Source organism: Micromonospora sp. NPDC093277 (assembly GCF_044765245.1).
Classification (GTDB): Bacteria; Actinomycetota; Actinomycetes; order Mycobacteriales; family Micromonosporaceae; genus Micromonospora.
Map to the genome: position 1 here is coordinate 13,036 of NZ_JBIWJO010000001.1, position 16,245 is coordinate 29,280.

Here is a 16,245-nt window from a genome sequence, read left to right on the forward strand (position 1 = left end):
GACAAAACGGGAGCAGACGGGCCCATGGGCAGCATCGTCGCCGAAAACCGCAAGAGCCTGATGCTCTTCTCCGGACGGGGCTTTCCGGAGCTGGCCAAGGAGATCGGTGAGGTGCTCGGCGTCGCGCCGACGCCGACCGACTCGTACGAGTTCGCCAACGGCGAGCTCTTCGTACGGTACAAGGACTCGGTGCGCGGTTCGGACGCCTTCGTGGTGCAGTCCGTGACGCAGGGGGTCAACACCTGGGTCATGGAGACCCTGATCATGGTCGACGCGCTGAAGCGCGGTTCGGCGAAGCGGATCACCGTGGTGCTGCCGTACTACCCGTACTCCCGGCAGGACAAGAAGCACCGGGGCCGGGAGCCGATCTCGGCGCGGCTGGTGGCCGACCTGCTGAAGACCGCGGGTGCCAACCGGATCCTCACGGTCGACCTGCACACCGCGCAGATCCAGGGCTTCTTCGACGGGCCGGTGGACCACCTCTTCGCAATGGACGTGCTGGCCGAGTACGTGGAGCACAAGTACGCGGGCCGACCGATGACCGTGGTGGCGCCGGACTCGGGCCGGGTGCGGGTGGCGGAGCGCTGGACGGACCGGCTGGGTGGGTGCCCGCTGGCCTTCATCCACAAGACCCGGGATCCGCTGAAGCCGAACCAGGTGGTGGCGAACCGGGTGGTCGGTGAGGTCGAGGGTCGGGTCTGCCTGATCGTCGACGACATGATCGACACGGGTGGCACGATCGCCAAGGCCGCCGACATCCTGAAGGACTCCGGCGCCGCGGAGATCGTGGTCGCCTCGACCCATGCGCTGCTGTCGGATCCGGCGACCGAGCGGTTGAAGAACTGCCCGGTCAGCGAGGTGGTGGTGACCAACACGCTGCCGCTGCCGCCGGAGAAGCAGCTCGACAAGCTCACCGTGCTGTCGATCGCGCCGCTGCTTGCCCGGGCGATCCGGGAGGTCTTCGACGACGGGTCGGTGACCACCCTCTTCGGTGGCCTGAGCTGACTCACCGCCGCCGCCGGCGGCCGTCTCGGACGGCCGCCGGCGGCGTGGCGGTTGCCCCGTGGGGCGGGCCGAACGGTGATATGGGGACTGCCGGAGACCGCGGAAACGGCTCGGGTAGACTGGTGCGGTTGCCACGGCGAGGGTGCCCTGCGGGCCGCTGAAGAAGCACCGCACGGAGGCACCGTCATCGACGCGGTGCTCCGGGCAGTCGATCTTGACGCATGAGCCCCCAGCGAGCCCCTCGCCCAGCACCGCCAGACGACAAAGCCGCCAGCAGCGAAGCATCAGGAGTTTCCCCGTGTCCGAGGTAAAGATCAGCGCCGAGCCCCGTACCGAGTTCGGCAAGGGTGGTGCCCGTCGTACCCGCCGGGCCGGCAAGGTGCCCGCCGTGCTGTACGGCCACGGCGAGAAGCCCAAGCACATCGCGCTCCCGGCGCGTGAGTTCGCCGCCGCGATCCGTAACGGCGGAGCGAACCAGCTCTTGGCGATCGAGGTCAGCGACGGCACCCAGGTGCTGGCGCTGCCGAAGGCGATCCAGCGTGACCCGATCAAGGACACCTTCGAGCACGTCGACCTGCTGCTGGTCCGCCGTGGCGAGAAGGTCACCGTCGAGGTTCCGGTCGAGCTGACCGGCGAGGCGGCGAAGGACACCCTGATCGTGCACGACCACGACACCCTCTCGGTGACCGCCGACGCCACCAAGGTGCCGGACCACCTGGAGGCCTCGATCGAGGGCGCCGAGGCGGGCGTCCAGGTCACCGCCGGCGACGTCCAGCTGCCGACCGGTGTCGAGCTGGCCGCCGACCCGGAGCTGCCGGTCGCCACGGTGACCGCCGCCCCGACCGCCGAGCAGCTCGAGGCGACCCTCCCCGAGGTCGAGGAGGCCACCGAGGAGGCCGAGGCGGAGGTCGGCGAGGAGACCGCCGAGGCTCCCGAGGGCGTGCCGGCCGCCGAGGTCGAGGAGGCCGCGGCCGAGGCGAAGACCGAGGCCTGATCGGTCCACTGGCTGTGCGACAGGCGTCCCCGGTTTCCGGGGGCGTCTGTCGTCGTATCGGGGGGCGGTCGCCCGGTGGCGGCCCGGCGCGACGACCTCAGGTCGTGGCGTGGCGGCCGGAGCGGGTCGTGGTGCGGCGGCGGACGCGCCGGCGGGAGCAGGTCGGAGCGTGGCGGCGGACGCGCCGAGCTGGGTCGTCGCAGAGGACGGAAGGGGCGTGGCGTGACGGACGAGGCGGGGCCGTGGCTGGTGGTCGGCCTGGGCAACCCCGGCCGGGAGTACGCGGGTAACCGGCACAACGTCGGCTTCATGGTGACCGATCTGCTGGCCGGCCGGGTGGGGGCCAGGTTCGGGCGGCACAAGCGCGTGGTGGCGGAGGCCGCCGAGGGGCGGCTCGGGTTCGGTGGGCCGAAGCTGGTGCTGGTGAAGCCGCTGACGTACATGAATCTTTCCGGCGGCCCGGTGGTCGGGCTGGCGCAGTTTCACAAGATCCCGCCGGCGCGGGTGATCGCGGTGCACGACGAGCTGGACATCCCGTACGGGCAGGTGCGGGTGAAGTGCGGTGGCGGCGAGGGTGGCCACAACGGTCTGCGCTCGATGTCGAAGTCGCTGGGCACGAAGGACTACGTGCGGGTGCGGTTCGGCATCGGCCGGCCGCCGGGGCGGCAGGATCCGGCGGATTACGTGCTGTCGGACTTCTCCTCGGTGGAGCGCAAGGAGTTGGAGTTCCTGGTCGACCGGGCGGCGGACGTGGTGGAGTCGGTGGTCACCCGCGGGGTGGAGCCGACCCAGAATCTGTACCACGGCGGGTGAGTTCCGGGCGGGCCGTACCGGATTCGGCGGGTACGGGCCGATAGTCTGCGCCTTTCTGCCGGCGGATGCCGGCTGGTGGCGGGCGACGGGAGCGGAACCATGGGCAGTCCTCCGATCATCGACGGCGGGTTCGCCCGGTGGCTGGCGGGGCGCGCCGGGCAGGCGTTGACGAACCTGCGTGCGGAGATGGGCTTCGCGGACCCGGGGGCGTTGAAGTCGGCCGGGGACAAGGTGTCGCACGACCTGATCCGTACCGAGCTGGCGAGGTGGCGGCCGGGGGACGCGGTGCTCTCCGAGGAGGACGAGGGCTCCCGGCTGGCGTGGACCGCCGAGGTGAGCTCCGACGCGCTGTCCCGGCTGACCGCGGATCGGGTGTGGATCATCGATCCGCTGGACGGTACCCGGGAGTTCGCCGAGGAGGGCCGGTCGGACTGGGCGGTGCACGTGGCGCTCTGGACGCGGAGTGCGCCGTCGCCGCACGGCCTGGTCGCGGGCGCGGTGGGGCTGCCGGCGCAGCACCGGGTGCTGGGCACGGACCACCCGCCGACGTATCCCCCGATGACGTTGGAGGCGGCGACCTCGGGCGGCGGGCGGATCATCCGGTTGGCGGCGAGTCGTAGCCGTCCGCCGGTGTTCCTGACCGATCTGGCGGCGGACGTCGGCGCTCATCTGGTGCCGATGGGTTCCGCGGGCGCGAAGATCGCCGCGGTGGTCACCGGTGAGGTCGACGCCTACATCCACGCCGGCGGCCAGTACGAGTGGGACTCGGCCGCGCCGGTCGCTGTGGCGACGGCCACCGGGCTGCACGCTTCCCGGATCGACGGTTCTGCGCTGAAATACAACGAGGCCGATCCCCGTCTGCCGGACCTGTTGGTCTGTCGGAAGGATCTCGCCGGTCGGTTGCTTGCAGCGTTGCAGCGGCATTCCGGGTAGCCTGAACGTTCATCTTGACGACTCCGACCGGAAAGGTCTGGAATCCCGATGTGCGGATCCGAGCGAATCGAGTTGGTGTCATGACATCCCCCGCCGCGTACCAGGTATCCCACCTCGACGCGTTGGAGGCGGAGAGCATCTTCGTGATGCGTGAGGTCGTCGCCGAGATGGAGCGTCCGGTGCTCCTCTTCTCCGGCGGCAAGGATTCGATCGTGATGCTCCGGCTGGCCCAGAAGGCGTTCGCCCCGGCCAACATCCCGTTCCCGGTGATGCACGTCGACACCGGCCACAACTTCCCCGAGGTCCTGGAATACCGGGATCAGCGGGTCGCCGAGCTGGGCCTGCAGCTGATCGTGGCCAGCGTGCCGGAGGCTCTGGCCAACGGCCTGGTGCGCGAGTCGGCGGACGGGATGCGCAACCGGATCCAGACGCCGGTGCTGCTCGACGCGGTGGAGAAGCATCGATTCGACGCGCTCTTCGGCGGTGCTCGCCGGGACGAGGAGAAGGCCCGGGCCAAGGAGCGGATGTTCAGCTTCCGGGACGAGTTCGGCCAGTGGGACCCGAAGAACCAGCGCCCGGAGCTGTGGGCGCTCTACAACGGCCGGCACCATCCGGGCGAGTCGATCCGGGTCTTCCCGCTGTCCAACTGGACCGAGCTGGACGTCTGGCACTACGTCGCCCGCGAGCGGATCCCGCTGCCGTCGATCTACTATGCGCACGAGCGCGAGGTGATCGAGCGCGACGGCATGCTGTACGCGGTCAACGAGTTCTTCCGGGCGCGTGCCGGTGAGCAGCCGATCAAGGCCCAGGTGCGGTACCGGACGGTGGGCGACGCCTCCTGCACCGCGGCGGTCAGTTCGGACGCCGACACGGTGGAGAAGGTGATCGAGGAAGTGGCCGCCACCCGGATCACCGAACGCGGCGCGACCCGCGGCGACGACCGGGTCAGCGAGGCCGCCATGGAGGATCGCAAGCGGGAGGGCTACTTCTGATGAGCGCGGAGACGCTGGCCTCGGACGCCCGGGCCGCCGGTCCGGAGCCTCGGCCGATGGACCTGCTGCGGTTCGCGACCGCCGGCAGTGTGGACGACGGCAAGTCGACCCTGATCGGCCGGCTGCTGTACGACACGAAGTCGCTCTTCAGCGACCAACTCGCCGCCGTCGAGGCGGTCAGCGCGGCGCGGGGCGACGAATACACCAACTTGGCGCTGCTCACCGACGGCCTGCGCGCCGAGCGGGAGCAGGGCATCACCATCGACGTGGCGTACCGCTACTTCGCCACGCCGCGGCGGAAGTTCATCATCGCCGACACCCCCGGGCACATCCAGTACACCCGCAACATGGTCACCGGAGCGTCGACCGCGGACCTGGCGCTGATCCTGGTGGACGCGCGCAAGGGCCTGGTGGAGCAGTCCCGGCGGCACGCCTTCCTCTGCTCGTTGCTGCGGGTGCCGCACCTGGTCCTCTGCGTCAACAAGATGGACCTGGTCGACTGGTCGCAGGACGTGTTCGAGCGGATCGCCGACGAGTTCACCGCGTTCGCCGCGAAGCTCGACGTGCCGGACCTGACCGTGGTGCCGGTCTCCGCGCTCAAGGGCGACAACATCGTCGCCCGTTCGGAGAACATGCCCTGGTACGAGGGCCCGTCGCTGCTGCACCACCTGGAGCGGGTGCACATCGCCTCCGACCGCAACCTGGTCGACGTGCGGTTCCCGGTGCAGTACGTGATCCGGCCGCAGTCCACCACGGTCACCGACTACCGCGGCTACGCGGGCCAGGTGGCCTCGGGCGTGCTCAAGCCCGGCGACGAGGTGATGGTGCTGCCGTCCGGCTTCACCAGCCGGATCGTCTCGGTGGAGACGGCCGACGGTCCGGTGGCCGAGGCGTTCCCGCCGATGTCGGTGACGGTCCGGCTGACCGACGAGATCGACATCTCCCGCGGCGACCTGATCTGCCGGCCGAACAATGCCCCGGCGGTCGCGCAGGACATCGAGGCAATGGTCTGCTGGATGGACGAGACCCGCCCGCTGCAGGTCGGCGGCAGGTACGCCATCAAGCACACCACCCGTTCGGCGCGGGCGATAGTGCGCGGGCTGCACTACCGGCTGGACATCAACTCGCTGCACCGGGACGAGGCGGCCGGTGAGCTGAAGCTCAACGAGATCGGCCGGGTGCGGCTGCGGACCACGGTCCCGCTGCTCGCCGACGAGTACCGGCGCAACCGCACCACCGGCGGCTTCGTCATCATCGACGAGACCACCAACCGCACCGTCGGCGCCGGCATGATCGTCGAAGCCGGCTGACCCTCCACGCTCCGCGAAAGGCCCGTGCCGGTTCCCCGGCGCGGGCCTTTCGGCGCGAACGGTGGGGCGGGGCGACGGGCGACGAGTCGGGCTCGGACGGTCGCGGAGACGTGGGTCAGTCGAGGCGGGCGGCTCCGGCGGCGGGGCGGACGGTCAGGATGCCGGGGGCGGCGAAGCCGCGCTCGGCGTACGCGGCGGTGACGGCGTCGGCGACGGCCGGGGCGCGGTCGGCGTCGACCAGGGCGAGCACGCAGCCGCCGAAGCCGCCGCCGGTCATCCGTGCGCCGTACGCCCCGGCGGCCAGGGCCGCGTCGACCGCGGTGTCCACCTCGGGCACGGTGATCTCGAAGTCGTCCCGCATCGAGGCGTGCGAGGCGGTCAGCAGGGGGCCGGTGTCGCGTACCCGGCCGGTGCGCAGCAACTCGACGACGTCGAGGACCCGCTGGTTCTCGGTGACCACGTGCCGGACCCGGCGGCGGGTCTCGCCGTCGGACAGCTTCCGCAGCGCCGCGTCGAGGTCGGCGACGGCCACGTCGCGCAGGGCGGGCACCCCGAGGACCCGAGCCGCCTCCTCGCAGGACGCGCGGCGGGCGGCGTACTCGCCGTCGGCGTGCCGGTGCGGGGCGCGGCTGTCGACCACCAGCACGGCCAGGCCGGCGGTGTCCAGGTCGAACGGGATCTGCTCGACCACCTCGGTGCGGCAGTCGAGGAAGAGGGCATGCCCGGCCCGCCCGCGGATCACCGCGGACTGGTCCATGATCCCGGTGGGCGCGCCGACGTAGTCGTTCTCGGCGCGTTGGGCGAGCCGGGGCCAGCGGTCGGCGGGCAGGTCCAGCCCGCCCAGTTCGACCAGGGCGGCGAGCACCGCCGCCTCGACGGCCGCCGAGGAGGAGAGTCCGGAGCCGACCGGAACGTCGGAGGCGACGGCCAGTCGGGCACCGGGGACCGCGTACCCGGCGGCGCGCAGCGTCCAGACCACCCCGGCCACGTAGCCGGCCCAGCCGGTGACCTGGCCGGGCTCGTCGGCCTCGGCCGGGCCGAACTCGACCGGGTCGGCGGAGAGCTCCGACCAGACCGTCCAGCGTTCGTCGTCGCGGGCCGCCGCGGCGACCACGGTACGCAGCGGCAGCGCGAAGGGCAGCACGAAGCCGTCGTTGTAGTCGGTGTGCTCGCCGATCAGGTTGACCCGGCCGGGAGCCGCCCAGCGGCCCGCGGGCTGCCCGCCGTACCGCTGCCGGAAGCCGGCGGTGGCGCGGGCCGCGACGTCGCCCGGCGTCGCGGCCGGCGTCGCGGTGGCCGCGGTCCGACCGGTCACCGCTGCCCCAGCACGTGCTCGCGGTAGAAGGTCCAGGCGTCGCCGACCATGTCGTGCAGGGTGGGCTTCTCCGGCTCCCAGCCCAGCTCCTCGCGGGCCAGCGCGGCGGAGGCGACCAGTTCGGCCGGGTCGCCCTCGCGGCGGGGGGCCACCTCGACCGGTACGGGGTGGCCGGTGACCTCGCGGACCACCTCGATCACCTGCCGGTTGGTGAAGCCGTTGCCGTTGCCGAGGTTGTAGATCCGGTGTCGGCCGGGCGTCGCGGTGGCGAGCGCCAGCAGGTGCGCGCGGGCCAGATCCGCGACGTGGATGTAGTCGCGGACGCAGGTGCCGTCGACGGTGGGGTAGTCGTCGCCGAAGAGTTGGAGCTTGTCGCGCCGGCCGGCGGCCACGTCGAGGGCGAGCGGGATGAGGTGGGTCTCCGGGTCGTGCCGTTCGCCGATGGCCCGCCCGTCGTGCAGGTACGCCCCGGCGACGTTGAAGTAGCGCAGCGAGACGGCGGCGAGGTCGTGCGCGATCGCCTCGGAGGTGAGCGCCATGTCGACGGCCAGCTTGGTCGCCCCGTACGTGTTGGTGGGGGCCTTGACGGCGGTCTCCGGGATGGGCAGCTCGGTGGGGTTGCCGTAGACGGCGGCGGTGGAGGAGAAGACCAGCCGGGGCACCCGGGCGGCGCGTACCGCGTCGAGCAGGGCGAGCGAGCCGACGGTGTTGTTCTGCCAGTAGAGCTCCGGCTTGACCATCGACTCGCCGGCGGCGATCAGCGCGGCGAAGTGCAGTACGCCGTCGAAGCCGGCGTCGGGGGTGAGCACCCGGGCTGCCTCGTGCACCGGCAGTTCGACGTGGGTCGCGTCCGGCGCGAGCGCCTCCCGGTGGCCGGTGCGCAGGTCGTCCAGGACGGTCACCTCATGGCCGTGGTCCAGCAGCATCCGGGTCACCACGCTGCCGATGTAGCCGGCGCCGCCGGTGACGAGCAGTTTCACGTCGGAGTCCTCCTGTCTGGCCGCGTACCGCGGCGGCCGTGCGTGATCACCCTACGGCCGCCGGCGGTGCCGCCGCTGGCCCCTGACCTCGGCAGGTCCACCACGATTCCGCACGGTTGAACAGATCCGGACATGTCCCGGGTTGCTCGGCGTCCGCTGTCTACGATCCATGTCATGGAGGCAGCCGGTCCCCGGCTCCGGCGACGACCGTCGGGGCGGCCGCGACGCGAACCGGGGCCGCTCGCCCGGACCGTGGCCCGACTCGTGGTCCGCGCCGCGGACGGTGCCACCCGGCTGGTCACCGATCTGCTCGGCGCGAGCCCGGCGGCCGGCCGGGAGCGGATCAGCGAAGCCGAACTGCGAGACCTGGTCGCGGCCAACACGGTGCTCGACCCGGACGAGCGGCGGATCATCGACGAGGTGCTGGTCGCCGGGGCGCGCCTGATCCGCGAGGTGATGGTGCCGCGTACCGAGGTGGTGTTCCTCTCCGCGGGGCTCACCGTCGCCGAGGCGGAACGGCTGGTCCGGGCCGAGGCGCACACCCGCTATCCGGTCGTCGACGGCACCCACGACGACGTGGTCGGCTTCGTCCACCTGCGCGACGTGCTGCTCCGCCCCGAGCACGAGAGCCACGCCGGCGTCTGGGAGCTGACCCGCGAGGTGAAGCGGCTGCCCGGCAGCAAGCGGGTGCTGGCCGCGCTCACCGAGATGCGCCGGGAGGGGCACCACCTGGCGGTGGTGGTCGACGAGTACGGCGGCACCGCCGGCATCGTCACCTGCGAGGACCTGGTCGAGGAGCTGGTCGGGGAGATCCACGACGAGCATCACGCCCCGCCCGACCCCGCGTACGCCGGCCTGCCCGCCGTGGTCGACGGCCGGCTCAACCTGGCCGACTTTGCCGACCGCACCGGGGTGCCGCTGCCCACCGGGCCGTACGAGACGGTCGGCGGCTTCGTGATGGCCGCCCTGGGCCGGCTTCCGGTCGCCGGGGACGAGGTGCCGGTGATGCTCACGCCGGACGGCCTGGGCGGACCCGACCCGGACGATCCGCCGGGCGGCTGGCTGTTGCGGGTGCTCGCCCTGGAGGGGCGGCGGGTGTCCCGGCTGGCGGTGTCCGCCGCGCGCCTGCCGGAGCAGCGGCGCGAGGCCACGGCCCGGGTCCCGGCCGCCGAGAACGGATCCGCCGGCCCGTCATGACGTATCGGGGTCCGTGCTGACAGAATTGCCGGCATGTCCGACGCAGCCGCGCGCCCCCGTGTCTTCTCCGGCATCCAGCCGACCGCCGACTCGTTCCACCTCGGCAACTATCTGGGCGCGGTGCGGCACTGGGTGGCCCTCCAGGAGAGCCACGACGCCTTCTACTGCGTGGTCGATCTGCACGCGATCACCGCCGGCCACGACCCGAAGGTGCTCAAGCAGCGTTCCCGGGTCGCCGCCGCGCAGCTCCTCGCGGTCGGCATCGACCCGGAGCGCAGCACCCTGTTCGTCCAGTCCCAGGTGGCCGAGCACTCGCAGCTGGCCTGGGTGCTCGGCTGCATCACCGGCTTCGGCGAGGCCAGCCGGATGACCCAGTTCAAGGACAAGGCGCAGAAGCAGGGCAGCGAGCGGGCCAGCGTCGGCCTCTTCACCTACCCGGTCCTGATGGCCGCCGACATCCTGCTCTACCAGGCCAACGCGGTGCCGGTCGGCGAGGACCAGCGCCAGCACCTGGAACTCTCCCGCGACCTGGCCCAGCGGTTCAACACGACGTTCGGGCCGACCTTCACGGTGCCCGCGCCGCACATCGTCAAGGACACCGCGAAGATCACCGACCTGCAGGACCCGACGAGCAAGATGTCGAAGTCGTCCTCCTCGCCGGCCGGCATCATCGACCTGCTGGACGACCCGGCCCGGTCGGCCAAGAAGATCCGCTCCGCGGTCACCGACACCGGCCGCGAGATCGTCTTCGATGCGGTGGGCAAACCGGGCATCGCCAACCTGCTGAGCATCTATTCGGCGCTCTCCGGCCGCGGCATCGACGACCTGGTCGCCGCGTACGACGGCAAGGGCTACGGCGATCTGAAGAAGGATCTCGCCGAGGTGGTCCGGGAGGCTCTCACCCCGATCCAGGAGCGCACCCGCGCCTACCTGGACGACCCGGCCCAGCTCGACAAGCTGCTCGCACAGGGCGCGGAGAAGGCCCGGGTGGTCGCCGCGGCGACGCTTCGGACCACGTACGACCGGATCGGCTTCTTCCCCCCGCTGCGGTCCGAGTAACGGCCCCGGGCACGTCGGGAGAGGGTGTTCACAGCCGGTGGCGGGAGGGGTGGCGGGGAGCGTGGATCGCAGGGACGGGGTGCCGGACACCGGCGACACCATCGAGATCGGGATCGCGGTGGACATCCCCGAGCCGTGGGGCGAGACGCTCACCCGGCGCCGGGTCGAGGCCGGCGACCCGCAGGTCGTCCCGGCCCACGTCACCCTGCTCGGGCCCACCGAGATCCCGGTGCGGGCGCTGCCCGCCGTCGAGGAGCATCTGGCCCTGGTGGCCGCCGCGCACCTGCCGTTCACCCTGCACCTGCGGGGCACCGGCACGTTCCGCCCGGTGACCCAGGTGGTCTTCGTGGCGGTGGCGGCCGGGATCAGCGAGTGTGAGGTGCTCGCCGCCGCGATCAACTCGGCTCCCGAGCTGCACCGGGAGGCCCGCTTCCCGTACCACCCCCACGTCACGGTGGCCCAGGACGTCCCGCCCGAGGCGCTCGACAAGGCGTACGAGGACCTGGCCGAGTTCTCGGCGCTTTTCGAGGTCGAGGCGTTCACCCTTTTCTCGCACAGCGGCGCGACCCGGTGGCAGCCGCGCCGCGACTTCCGGTTGGGCGGTTGAGCTGAGCGGGCGGCCGGCTCGCCCAGGCCCGGGCGGGGGAGCGGTGAGGACGACGTGGTGAGCGTGCTCGGCCGGGTCGAGGCCGTGCTGGGCCGCCGGATCGACGCGGCGCGGGACCGGCTGCCGGTCTTCGACCACCTGTGTCGGGCCGGGACGCTCTACGCCGGCGTGCTCGGCGGCCGGCTCGCGGCGGCGATCGCCTACTACGGCTTCTTCGCCGTCTTCGCGCTCGCCCTGGTCGGGTACTCGGTCTTCGGCGCGATCCTGGAGGACAACGGCGAGGTCAGCCGGGCGGCGGGCGACTTCCTCGAGAAGAACCTGCCGTTCCTCGATCCGGACCAGATCGCGCAGAGCAGCAACACCGTCGGGGTGGTCGGCCTGGTCATCCTGGTCTTCACCGGGATCGGCTGGGTGGAGGCGATCCGCTCCTCGCAGCGGCTGATGTACGGCTTCAACCAGCAGCCCGGCAACCTGGTGGTCCGCCGCCTGGTCGACCTGGGGGTGCTGGTCGCGGTTTTCGTGCTGCTCGGTGTCTCGGTGGCCGCCGTCGACGCGCTGGGGTCGGTGCTGCGGTTCCTGCTGCGCAGCACCGGGTCGATCGGCCTGACGACGGTCAGCGCGGTGCTCAGCGTCCTGGTCAACGTGGTGCTGGCCGCGGCGCTGCTGGTGGCGGTGCCCCGGTTGCGGATGAGCCGGCGCCGGCTGCGCCCGGTGGTGCTCGTGGTCGCGATCGGCATCACCCTGCTCAACACGGTGGGGCGCTACTACGTGGTCCGCACCGAGCGGAATCCGGCGTACACGGTGGTCGCCACCGCGGTGGGGCTGCTGCTCTACCTGTACCTGCTCAACCAACTGGTGCTGTTCGGGGCGGCGCTGGCCGCGACCAGCCGGTACGGCCGGGTGGTCGACCTGGCCGAGGGCCGCGCGGCCCGGGAGGTGGATGTGGAGGCCGACGAGGTGATCGAACCGGGTACGCCGGGAGGCGCGGGATGACCACGCGGATCCGCATCGACCCGGACTCGGCGGTGCCCCCGTTCGAGCAGGTACGCGGGCAACTCGCCCGGATGATCGGCGACGGCCGGCTGTCGGTCGGCACTCGGCTGCCCGCGGTCCGGCAACTCGCCGCCGACCTCGGCCTGGCCGTGAACACGGTGGCCCGGGCCTACCGGGAGCTGGAGGGGGCCGGGCTGGTCGAGACCCGGGGCCGGCATGGCACCGTGGTCGCTCCCGGCCGTGACGACGCCACCGACCGGCTGCACCGCGCCGCGACCGAGTACGCCGCCGAGGCGCAGCGGCTGGGTGTCCCCCCGGACCGCGCTCTCGCTCTGGTCCGTGCCGCCCTGACGGCCGCACCTTCCTCCTCCTGACCGGACCGATGGATCGCGGGATCGGCACAACTTCCCCGAAACCGCCGCCTTGGCTCGCCGGGAGGCCACATGCGCCCTGCGTTTGTGCGGATCTTGCGGCATGAGCGCCCCGATCGCGCCCATGATGAGCAGGTGGGCGCACTTCTGACACTGGACTTGCCGGACGACTCGCCGATGCTCGGCCTGCCGTGGATCATCACCTTCGGCCCGCTGGGCGACGACGACGAGTGGGAGCCGGTGGTCTGTGGCCCGTACGAGCGGCCGCACGCGCTCGCCCTGGCCGAGGCGGTGGTCGCCGAGGAGCAGCTGATGGCGGTGGTCGAGCCGCTGCTGCCGGCGCTGACGCCCGAGGAGATCCGCGGCGAGATTGCCGCGGCGCAGCTCGCCGCGGAGGACGAGGCGGCCCAGGTCGACCAGGCGGACCTCTACGGCGACTTCGAGGACACCATCGACGAGGAGCTGGAACTGGCCGCCGAGCGGGAACCGGAGCCGGAGCCGACGGCCGTGCCGAGCCGGGACGAGGTGCGGGCCGGGTTGGCCAGGATCGCCGACCTGCTCACCCGCCGGGGCGCCTGAGCCCGCGGGGCTCGCGCCGGGGCGCCGGAGGCCGCGGGGTGCGCGTTCCGGATGGACGCCGGCGCCTCGGGAAGCGGACTCCCCGAGGCGCCGGCGCCACCTCACCCCCCACCACAAGGGGTCGGTAGCCCAGCCGCCCGTCGGCGCGGGGCACAACGGACGACCAGGTCAATGGGTGGTTACCCGGCTCACCGCCGTTCGAACCACGCAGCTGAGTCCACCGGCAGGACGTGCCCGTCGCCCCGTTCGGTGAGGTCGGCGCTGGCGACGATCGGCCGGCCGTGGCCGGTGACCGTGACCTCGGCGCCGCTGAGGTTGACCAGGCAGGTCAGCTCGGCGCCTCCGGCGGTGCGGCGGAAGGCCAGCAGCCCGGGCTCGGTCTCCAGCCAGGTGATGCCGTCGAGGCAGGCCAGCGCCGGGTGCTCGTGCCGGATCCGCAGCGCGGCCCGGTAGAGCTCCAGCGTCGAGCCGGGCACGCCGGTCTGGGCGGCCACCGAGAGGGTACGCCAGGTCGCCGGGGCCGGCAGCCAGCTCAGCTCGCTGCCCGCCGGGCCGAACCCGTACGGGGGCAGTTCGCCGCCCCACGGGATCGGCACCCGGCAACCGTCCCGGCTCTCGCCGGTGCGCAGGAACGCCGGGTCCTGGCGCAGCTCGTCGGGCAGGTCCAGCACCTCCGGCAGGCCCAGTTCCTCGCCCTGGTAAACGTAGGCGCAGCCGGGCAGCGAGAGCATCAGCAGGGCGGCGGCCCGGGCGCGGCGCAGGCCGACCGTGCCGTCGCCGTACCGGGTGACGTGCCGCTGCCGGTCGTGGTTGGAGAGCACCCAGGTGGTCGGGGCGCCGACGATGGTCGACTCGGCGAGCGCGGTGTCGATCACCTTGCGGAACGAGTCGGCCGACCAGGTGGCGTCGAGGAAGTCGAAGCTGAACGCCTGGTGCAGCTCGTCCGGGCCGATGTAGCGGGCCAGCCGCTGCGGGGTCTCCGCCCACGCCTCAGCCACCGCCATCCGGCCGCCCGGGTAGCTGTCCAGGATCGGCCGCCAGGCGCGGTAGATGTCGTGCACCTCGTCCTGGTCGAAGTACGGCAGCCGGCCCTTGCCCAGCAGTTCGGACTGGCGCTGCCCGGTGGTCATCGAGTTGAAGCCGACGTCGGGCAGCCCTTCGGCCTTGATCATCCCGTGCGCCACGTCGATCCGGAAGCCGTCCACACCCCGGTCCAGCCAGAACCGCAGGACGTCCTCGAACTCCGCGCGTACCTCGGGGTGGCGCCAGTTCAGGTCGGGCTGGGCCGGGTCGAACAGGTGCAGGTACCACTGGCCGTCGGCGACCCGGGTCCAGGCGGGGCCGCCGAAGATGCTCTCCCAGTCGTTCGGCGGCAGCTCACCGGCCTCGCCCTTGCCGTCGGCGAAGAGGTAACGCTCGCGCTCGGGCGAGCCGGGTTCGGCGGCGAGCGCCGCCTGGAACCAGGGGTGCTGGCTGGACGTGTGGTTGGGGACCAGATCCACGATGATGCGCAGGCCCAGGGCGTGCGCGTCGGTGATCATGGCGTCGAAGTCGGCGAGGTCGCCGAAGAGGCGGTCCACGTCCCGGTAGTCGGCCACGTCGTAGCCGGCGTCGACCTGGGGCGAGGTGTAGAAGGGGGTCAGCCAGAGGGCGTCCACCCCGAGGTCGTGCAGGTAGGGCAGGCGTTCGCGGATGCCTTGGAGGTCACCGACCCCGTCGCCGTTCGCGTCCGCGAAGCTGCGGACGTAGACCTGGTAGACGGCGGCGGATCGCCACCAGTCGTCAGAGGTCGGTGGCGTGGGATGGGTGGCGGCGGTCATCGGTGACGATCCCCGTTCTGTGGCGCGACGGCGGTGGCCCCGCGCCGGCGTAGCTGACGGGTTGGGGCGTCTGAGCAGGATGCCGTCGGAGCGCTGCAAGAGTCAAGCATTTCTTGCGCAAGAACTGCTGTCAACTCAGGCCGGGACGACGAGCGGCGAGGGGGCCGGGCGCTGGGGCTTGGCACCGTCGCCGGCCTGCCGGACCACCGCGGTGGAGCCGCGTACCACCAGCTCCGGCCGGAACAGATACTCGGAGTGCGGGGCAGGGTGGCCGTTGATCTCGTCGACCAGGGCCCGGACCGCGGCCACCGCCATGGCCGCCACCGGCTGGCGCATGGTGGTCAGCGGCGGGTCGGTGAAGGCCATCAGCGGGGAGTCGTCGTAGCCGACCACCGAGACGTCGCCGGGGACGGAGAGGCCGCGCTGGCGGGCGGCCCGGATCGCACCGAGCGCCATCAGGTCGGAGCCGCAGACGACGCCGGTGACCCCGCGCTCGATCAGCCGGCCGGCGGCCGCCTCGCCGCCCTCGACGCCGAACAGCGACAGCTCGGCCAGCTCACCGACCTCCGCCTCGGTCGTGCCGACCAGCCGGGACATCGCGGTCCGGAAGCCGGCCACCCGGCGCCGCACCGGCACGAAGCGGTCCGGGCCGGTGAGCAGGCCGATCCGCCGGTGGCCCAGGGCGACCAGGTGCGCGACGGCCAGTTCGGTGGCCTCGCCGTCGTCGCAGGAGACGAAGGGCGCGGCGATGCCGGGCGCGAACCCGTTGATCATGACGATCGGCAGCGGTCGACCGATCAGCGCCCGGTACCGGTCGTGGTTGGCGGCGGTGTCGGCGTGCAGGCCGGAGACGAAGACGATCCCGGAGACCTGCCGGTCCAGCAGCATCTCGACGTACTCGTCCTCGGTGACCCCGCCGGGGGTCTGGGTGCAGAGCACGGGGGTGAAGCCGCTCTGCGCCAGCGTCGACTCGATGACCTGGGCGAAGGCCGGGAAGATGGGGTTGTCCAGCTCCGGCACCACCAGGCCGACCAGCCCGGCGCTGCGCTTGCGCAGCCGGGCGGGACGCTCGTACCCGAGCACGTCGAGGGCGGTCAGGACGGCCTGCCGGGTCTCGGGAGCCACTCCGGGGCGGTCGTTGAGCACCCGCGACACCGTGGCCTCGCTGACTTCGGCCTGTTGGGCGATGTCGGACAGACGAGCTCGCATGGCGGCACTTTAGCTCACCGGAAAGTTCTTGCGTACACTTCTGCAATACCTTCCATTCTCTGCAACGT

Annotated in this window: 16 protein-coding genes; 12 read left to right on the forward strand and 4 right to left on the reverse strand. The window is 72.2% G+C overall.

Annotated features, from left to right (window positions below; genetic code table 11):
• The first annotated feature begins 24 nt into the window (after positions 1-24).
• The 6 genes from ACIRG9_RS00070 (at position 25) to ACIRG9_RS00095 (ending at position 6,047) form a co-directional block, all read left to right on the forward strand.
• Positions 25-1,005, forward strand: coding sequence for a ribose-phosphate diphosphokinase (locus ACIRG9_RS00070; protein ID WP_402850157.1), 981 nt, complete (start codon positions 25-27; stop codon positions 1,003-1,005).
• A 298-nt stretch (positions 1,006-1,303) separates the two neighbouring features.
• Positions 1,304-1,999 (forward strand): 50S ribosomal protein L25/general stress protein Ctc, encoded by a 696-nt coding sequence (locus tag ACIRG9_RS00075; protein ID WP_402847924.1) that lies wholly within the window; start codon positions 1,304-1,306, stop codon positions 1,997-1,999.
• 222 nt (positions 2,000-2,221) lie between these two features.
• Positions 2,222-2,812, forward strand: a complete 591-nt coding sequence (gene pth / locus ACIRG9_RS00080; protein ID WP_402847926.1) for an aminoacyl-tRNA hydrolase — start codon at positions 2,222-2,224, stop codon at positions 2,810-2,812.
• Between the two features lie 99 nt (positions 2,813-2,911).
• Positions 2,912-3,745: an inositol monophosphatase family protein gene (locus ACIRG9_RS00085; RefSeq protein WP_402847927.1), complete on the forward strand. Its 834-nt coding sequence runs from the start codon at positions 2,912-2,914 to the stop codon at positions 3,743-3,745.
• Between the two features lie 80 nt (positions 3,746-3,825).
• Positions 3,826-4,737 carry a sulfate adenylyltransferase subunit CysD gene (cysD, locus tag ACIRG9_RS00090; protein ID WP_402847929.1) on the forward strand — a complete coding sequence of 304 codons (912 nt, stop codon included), beginning with the start codon at positions 3,826-3,828 and terminating at the stop codon, positions 4,735-4,737.
• Positions 4,737-6,047: a sulfate adenylyltransferase subunit 1 gene (locus ACIRG9_RS00095; protein WP_402847931.1), complete on the forward strand. Its 1,311-nt coding sequence runs from the start codon at positions 4,737-4,739 to the stop codon at positions 6,045-6,047. Before cysD ends, ACIRG9_RS00095 begins: the two co-directional genes overlap by 1 nt.
• Positions 6,048-6,162: 115 nt before the next feature.
• Here ACIRG9_RS00095 and galK read toward each other — a convergent pair whose 3' ends face one another.
• Both galK and galE read right to left on the reverse strand, forming a co-directional pair.
• Entirely contained in the window at positions 6,163-7,362 is a 1,200-nt protein-coding gene (gene galK, locus ACIRG9_RS00100; RefSeq protein WP_402847933.1) for a galactokinase, read from the reverse strand.
• Positions 7,359-8,342, reverse strand: a complete 984-nt coding sequence (galE, locus tag ACIRG9_RS00105; protein WP_402847935.1) for a UDP-glucose 4-epimerase GalE — start codon at positions 8,340-8,342, stop codon at positions 7,359-7,361. Before galE ends, galK begins: the two co-directional genes overlap by 4 nt.
• A 174-nt stretch (positions 8,343-8,516) precedes the next feature.
• Here galE and ACIRG9_RS00110 point away from each other — a divergent pair, with 174 nt between their 5' ends.
• The 6 genes from ACIRG9_RS00110 (at position 8,517) to ACIRG9_RS00135 (ending at position 13,148) form a co-directional block, all read left to right on the forward strand.
• Positions 8,517-9,539: a hemolysin family protein gene (locus ACIRG9_RS00110; protein ID WP_402847937.1), complete on the forward strand. Its 1,023-nt coding sequence runs from the start codon at positions 8,517-8,519 to the stop codon at positions 9,537-9,539.
• A 33-nt stretch (positions 9,540-9,572) separates the two neighbouring features.
• The gene (gene trpS / locus ACIRG9_RS00115) at positions 9,573-10,598 is read left to right on the forward strand and encodes a tryptophan--tRNA ligase (RefSeq protein WP_402847939.1); all 1,026 of its coding nucleotides are present in this window, start codon (positions 9,573-9,575) and stop codon (positions 10,596-10,598) included.
• Positions 10,599-10,659: 61 nt separating this feature from the next.
• Positions 10,660-11,205: a 2'-5' RNA ligase family protein gene (locus ACIRG9_RS00120; RefSeq protein ID WP_402847941.1), complete on the forward strand. Its 546-nt coding sequence runs from the start codon at positions 10,660-10,662 to the stop codon at positions 11,203-11,205.
• A 57-nt stretch (positions 11,206-11,262) separates the two neighbouring features.
• Positions 11,263-12,198, forward strand: a complete 936-nt coding sequence (locus tag ACIRG9_RS00125; RefSeq protein WP_402847942.1) for a YhjD/YihY/BrkB family envelope integrity protein — start codon at positions 11,263-11,265, stop codon at positions 12,196-12,198.
• Complete coding sequence (locus ACIRG9_RS00130; protein ID WP_402847944.1) at positions 12,195-12,572, forward strand: GntR family transcriptional regulator; 378 nt, start codon at positions 12,195-12,197, stop codon at positions 12,570-12,572. Before ACIRG9_RS00125 ends, ACIRG9_RS00130 begins: the two co-directional genes overlap by 4 nt.
• Positions 12,573-12,704: 132 nt before the next feature.
• Entirely contained in the window at positions 12,705-13,148 is a 444-nt protein-coding gene (locus ACIRG9_RS00135; RefSeq protein ID WP_402847946.1) for a hypothetical protein, read from the forward strand.
• Between the two features lie 188 nt (positions 13,149-13,336).
• Here ACIRG9_RS00135 and ACIRG9_RS00140 read toward each other — a convergent pair whose 3' ends face one another.
• Together ACIRG9_RS00140 and ACIRG9_RS00145 are read right to left on the reverse strand one after the other, a co-directional pair.
• Positions 13,337-14,968: a glycoside hydrolase family 13 protein gene (locus ACIRG9_RS00140; protein WP_402847948.1), complete on the reverse strand. Its 1,632-nt coding sequence runs from the start codon at positions 14,966-14,968 to the stop codon at positions 13,337-13,339.
• A 135-nt stretch (positions 14,969-15,103) separates the two neighbouring features.
• Positions 15,104-16,177: a LacI family DNA-binding transcriptional regulator gene (locus ACIRG9_RS00145; protein ID WP_402847949.1), complete on the reverse strand. Its 1,074-nt coding sequence runs from the start codon at positions 16,175-16,177 to the stop codon at positions 15,104-15,106.
• Between the last annotated feature and the right edge of the window lie 68 nt (positions 16,178-16,245).

Coding starts and splice junctions, on each gene's coding strand:
- ACIRG9_RS00140 (WP_402847948.1), bottom strand. CDS start 14,968: ATGACCGCCGCCACCCATCCCACGCCACCGACCTCTGACGACTGGTGG.
- trpS (WP_402847939.1), top strand. CDS start 9,573: ATGTCCGACGCAGCCGCGCGCCCCCGTGTCTTCTCCGGCATCCAGCCG.
- ACIRG9_RS00145 (WP_402847949.1), bottom strand. CDS start 16,177: ATGCGAGCTCGTCTGTCCGACATCGCCCAACAGGCCGAAGTCAGCGAG.
- ACIRG9_RS00110 (WP_402847937.1), top strand. CDS start 8,517: ATGGAGGCAGCCGGTCCCCGGCTCCGGCGACGACCGTCGGGGCGGCCG.
- ACIRG9_RS00070 (WP_402850157.1), top strand. CDS start 25: ATGGGCAGCATCGTCGCCGAAAACCGCAAGAGCCTGATGCTCTTCTCC.
- cysD (WP_402847929.1), top strand. CDS start 3,826: ATGACATCCCCCGCCGCGTACCAGGTATCCCACCTCGACGCGTTGGAG.
- ACIRG9_RS00130 (WP_402847944.1), top strand. CDS start 12,195: ATGACCACGCGGATCCGCATCGACCCGGACTCGGCGGTGCCCCCGTTC.
- ACIRG9_RS00085 (WP_402847927.1), top strand. CDS start 2,912: ATGGGCAGTCCTCCGATCATCGACGGCGGGTTCGCCCGGTGGCTGGCG.
- ACIRG9_RS00095 (WP_402847931.1), top strand. CDS start 4,737: ATGAGCGCGGAGACGCTGGCCTCGGACGCCCGGGCCGCCGGTCCGGAG.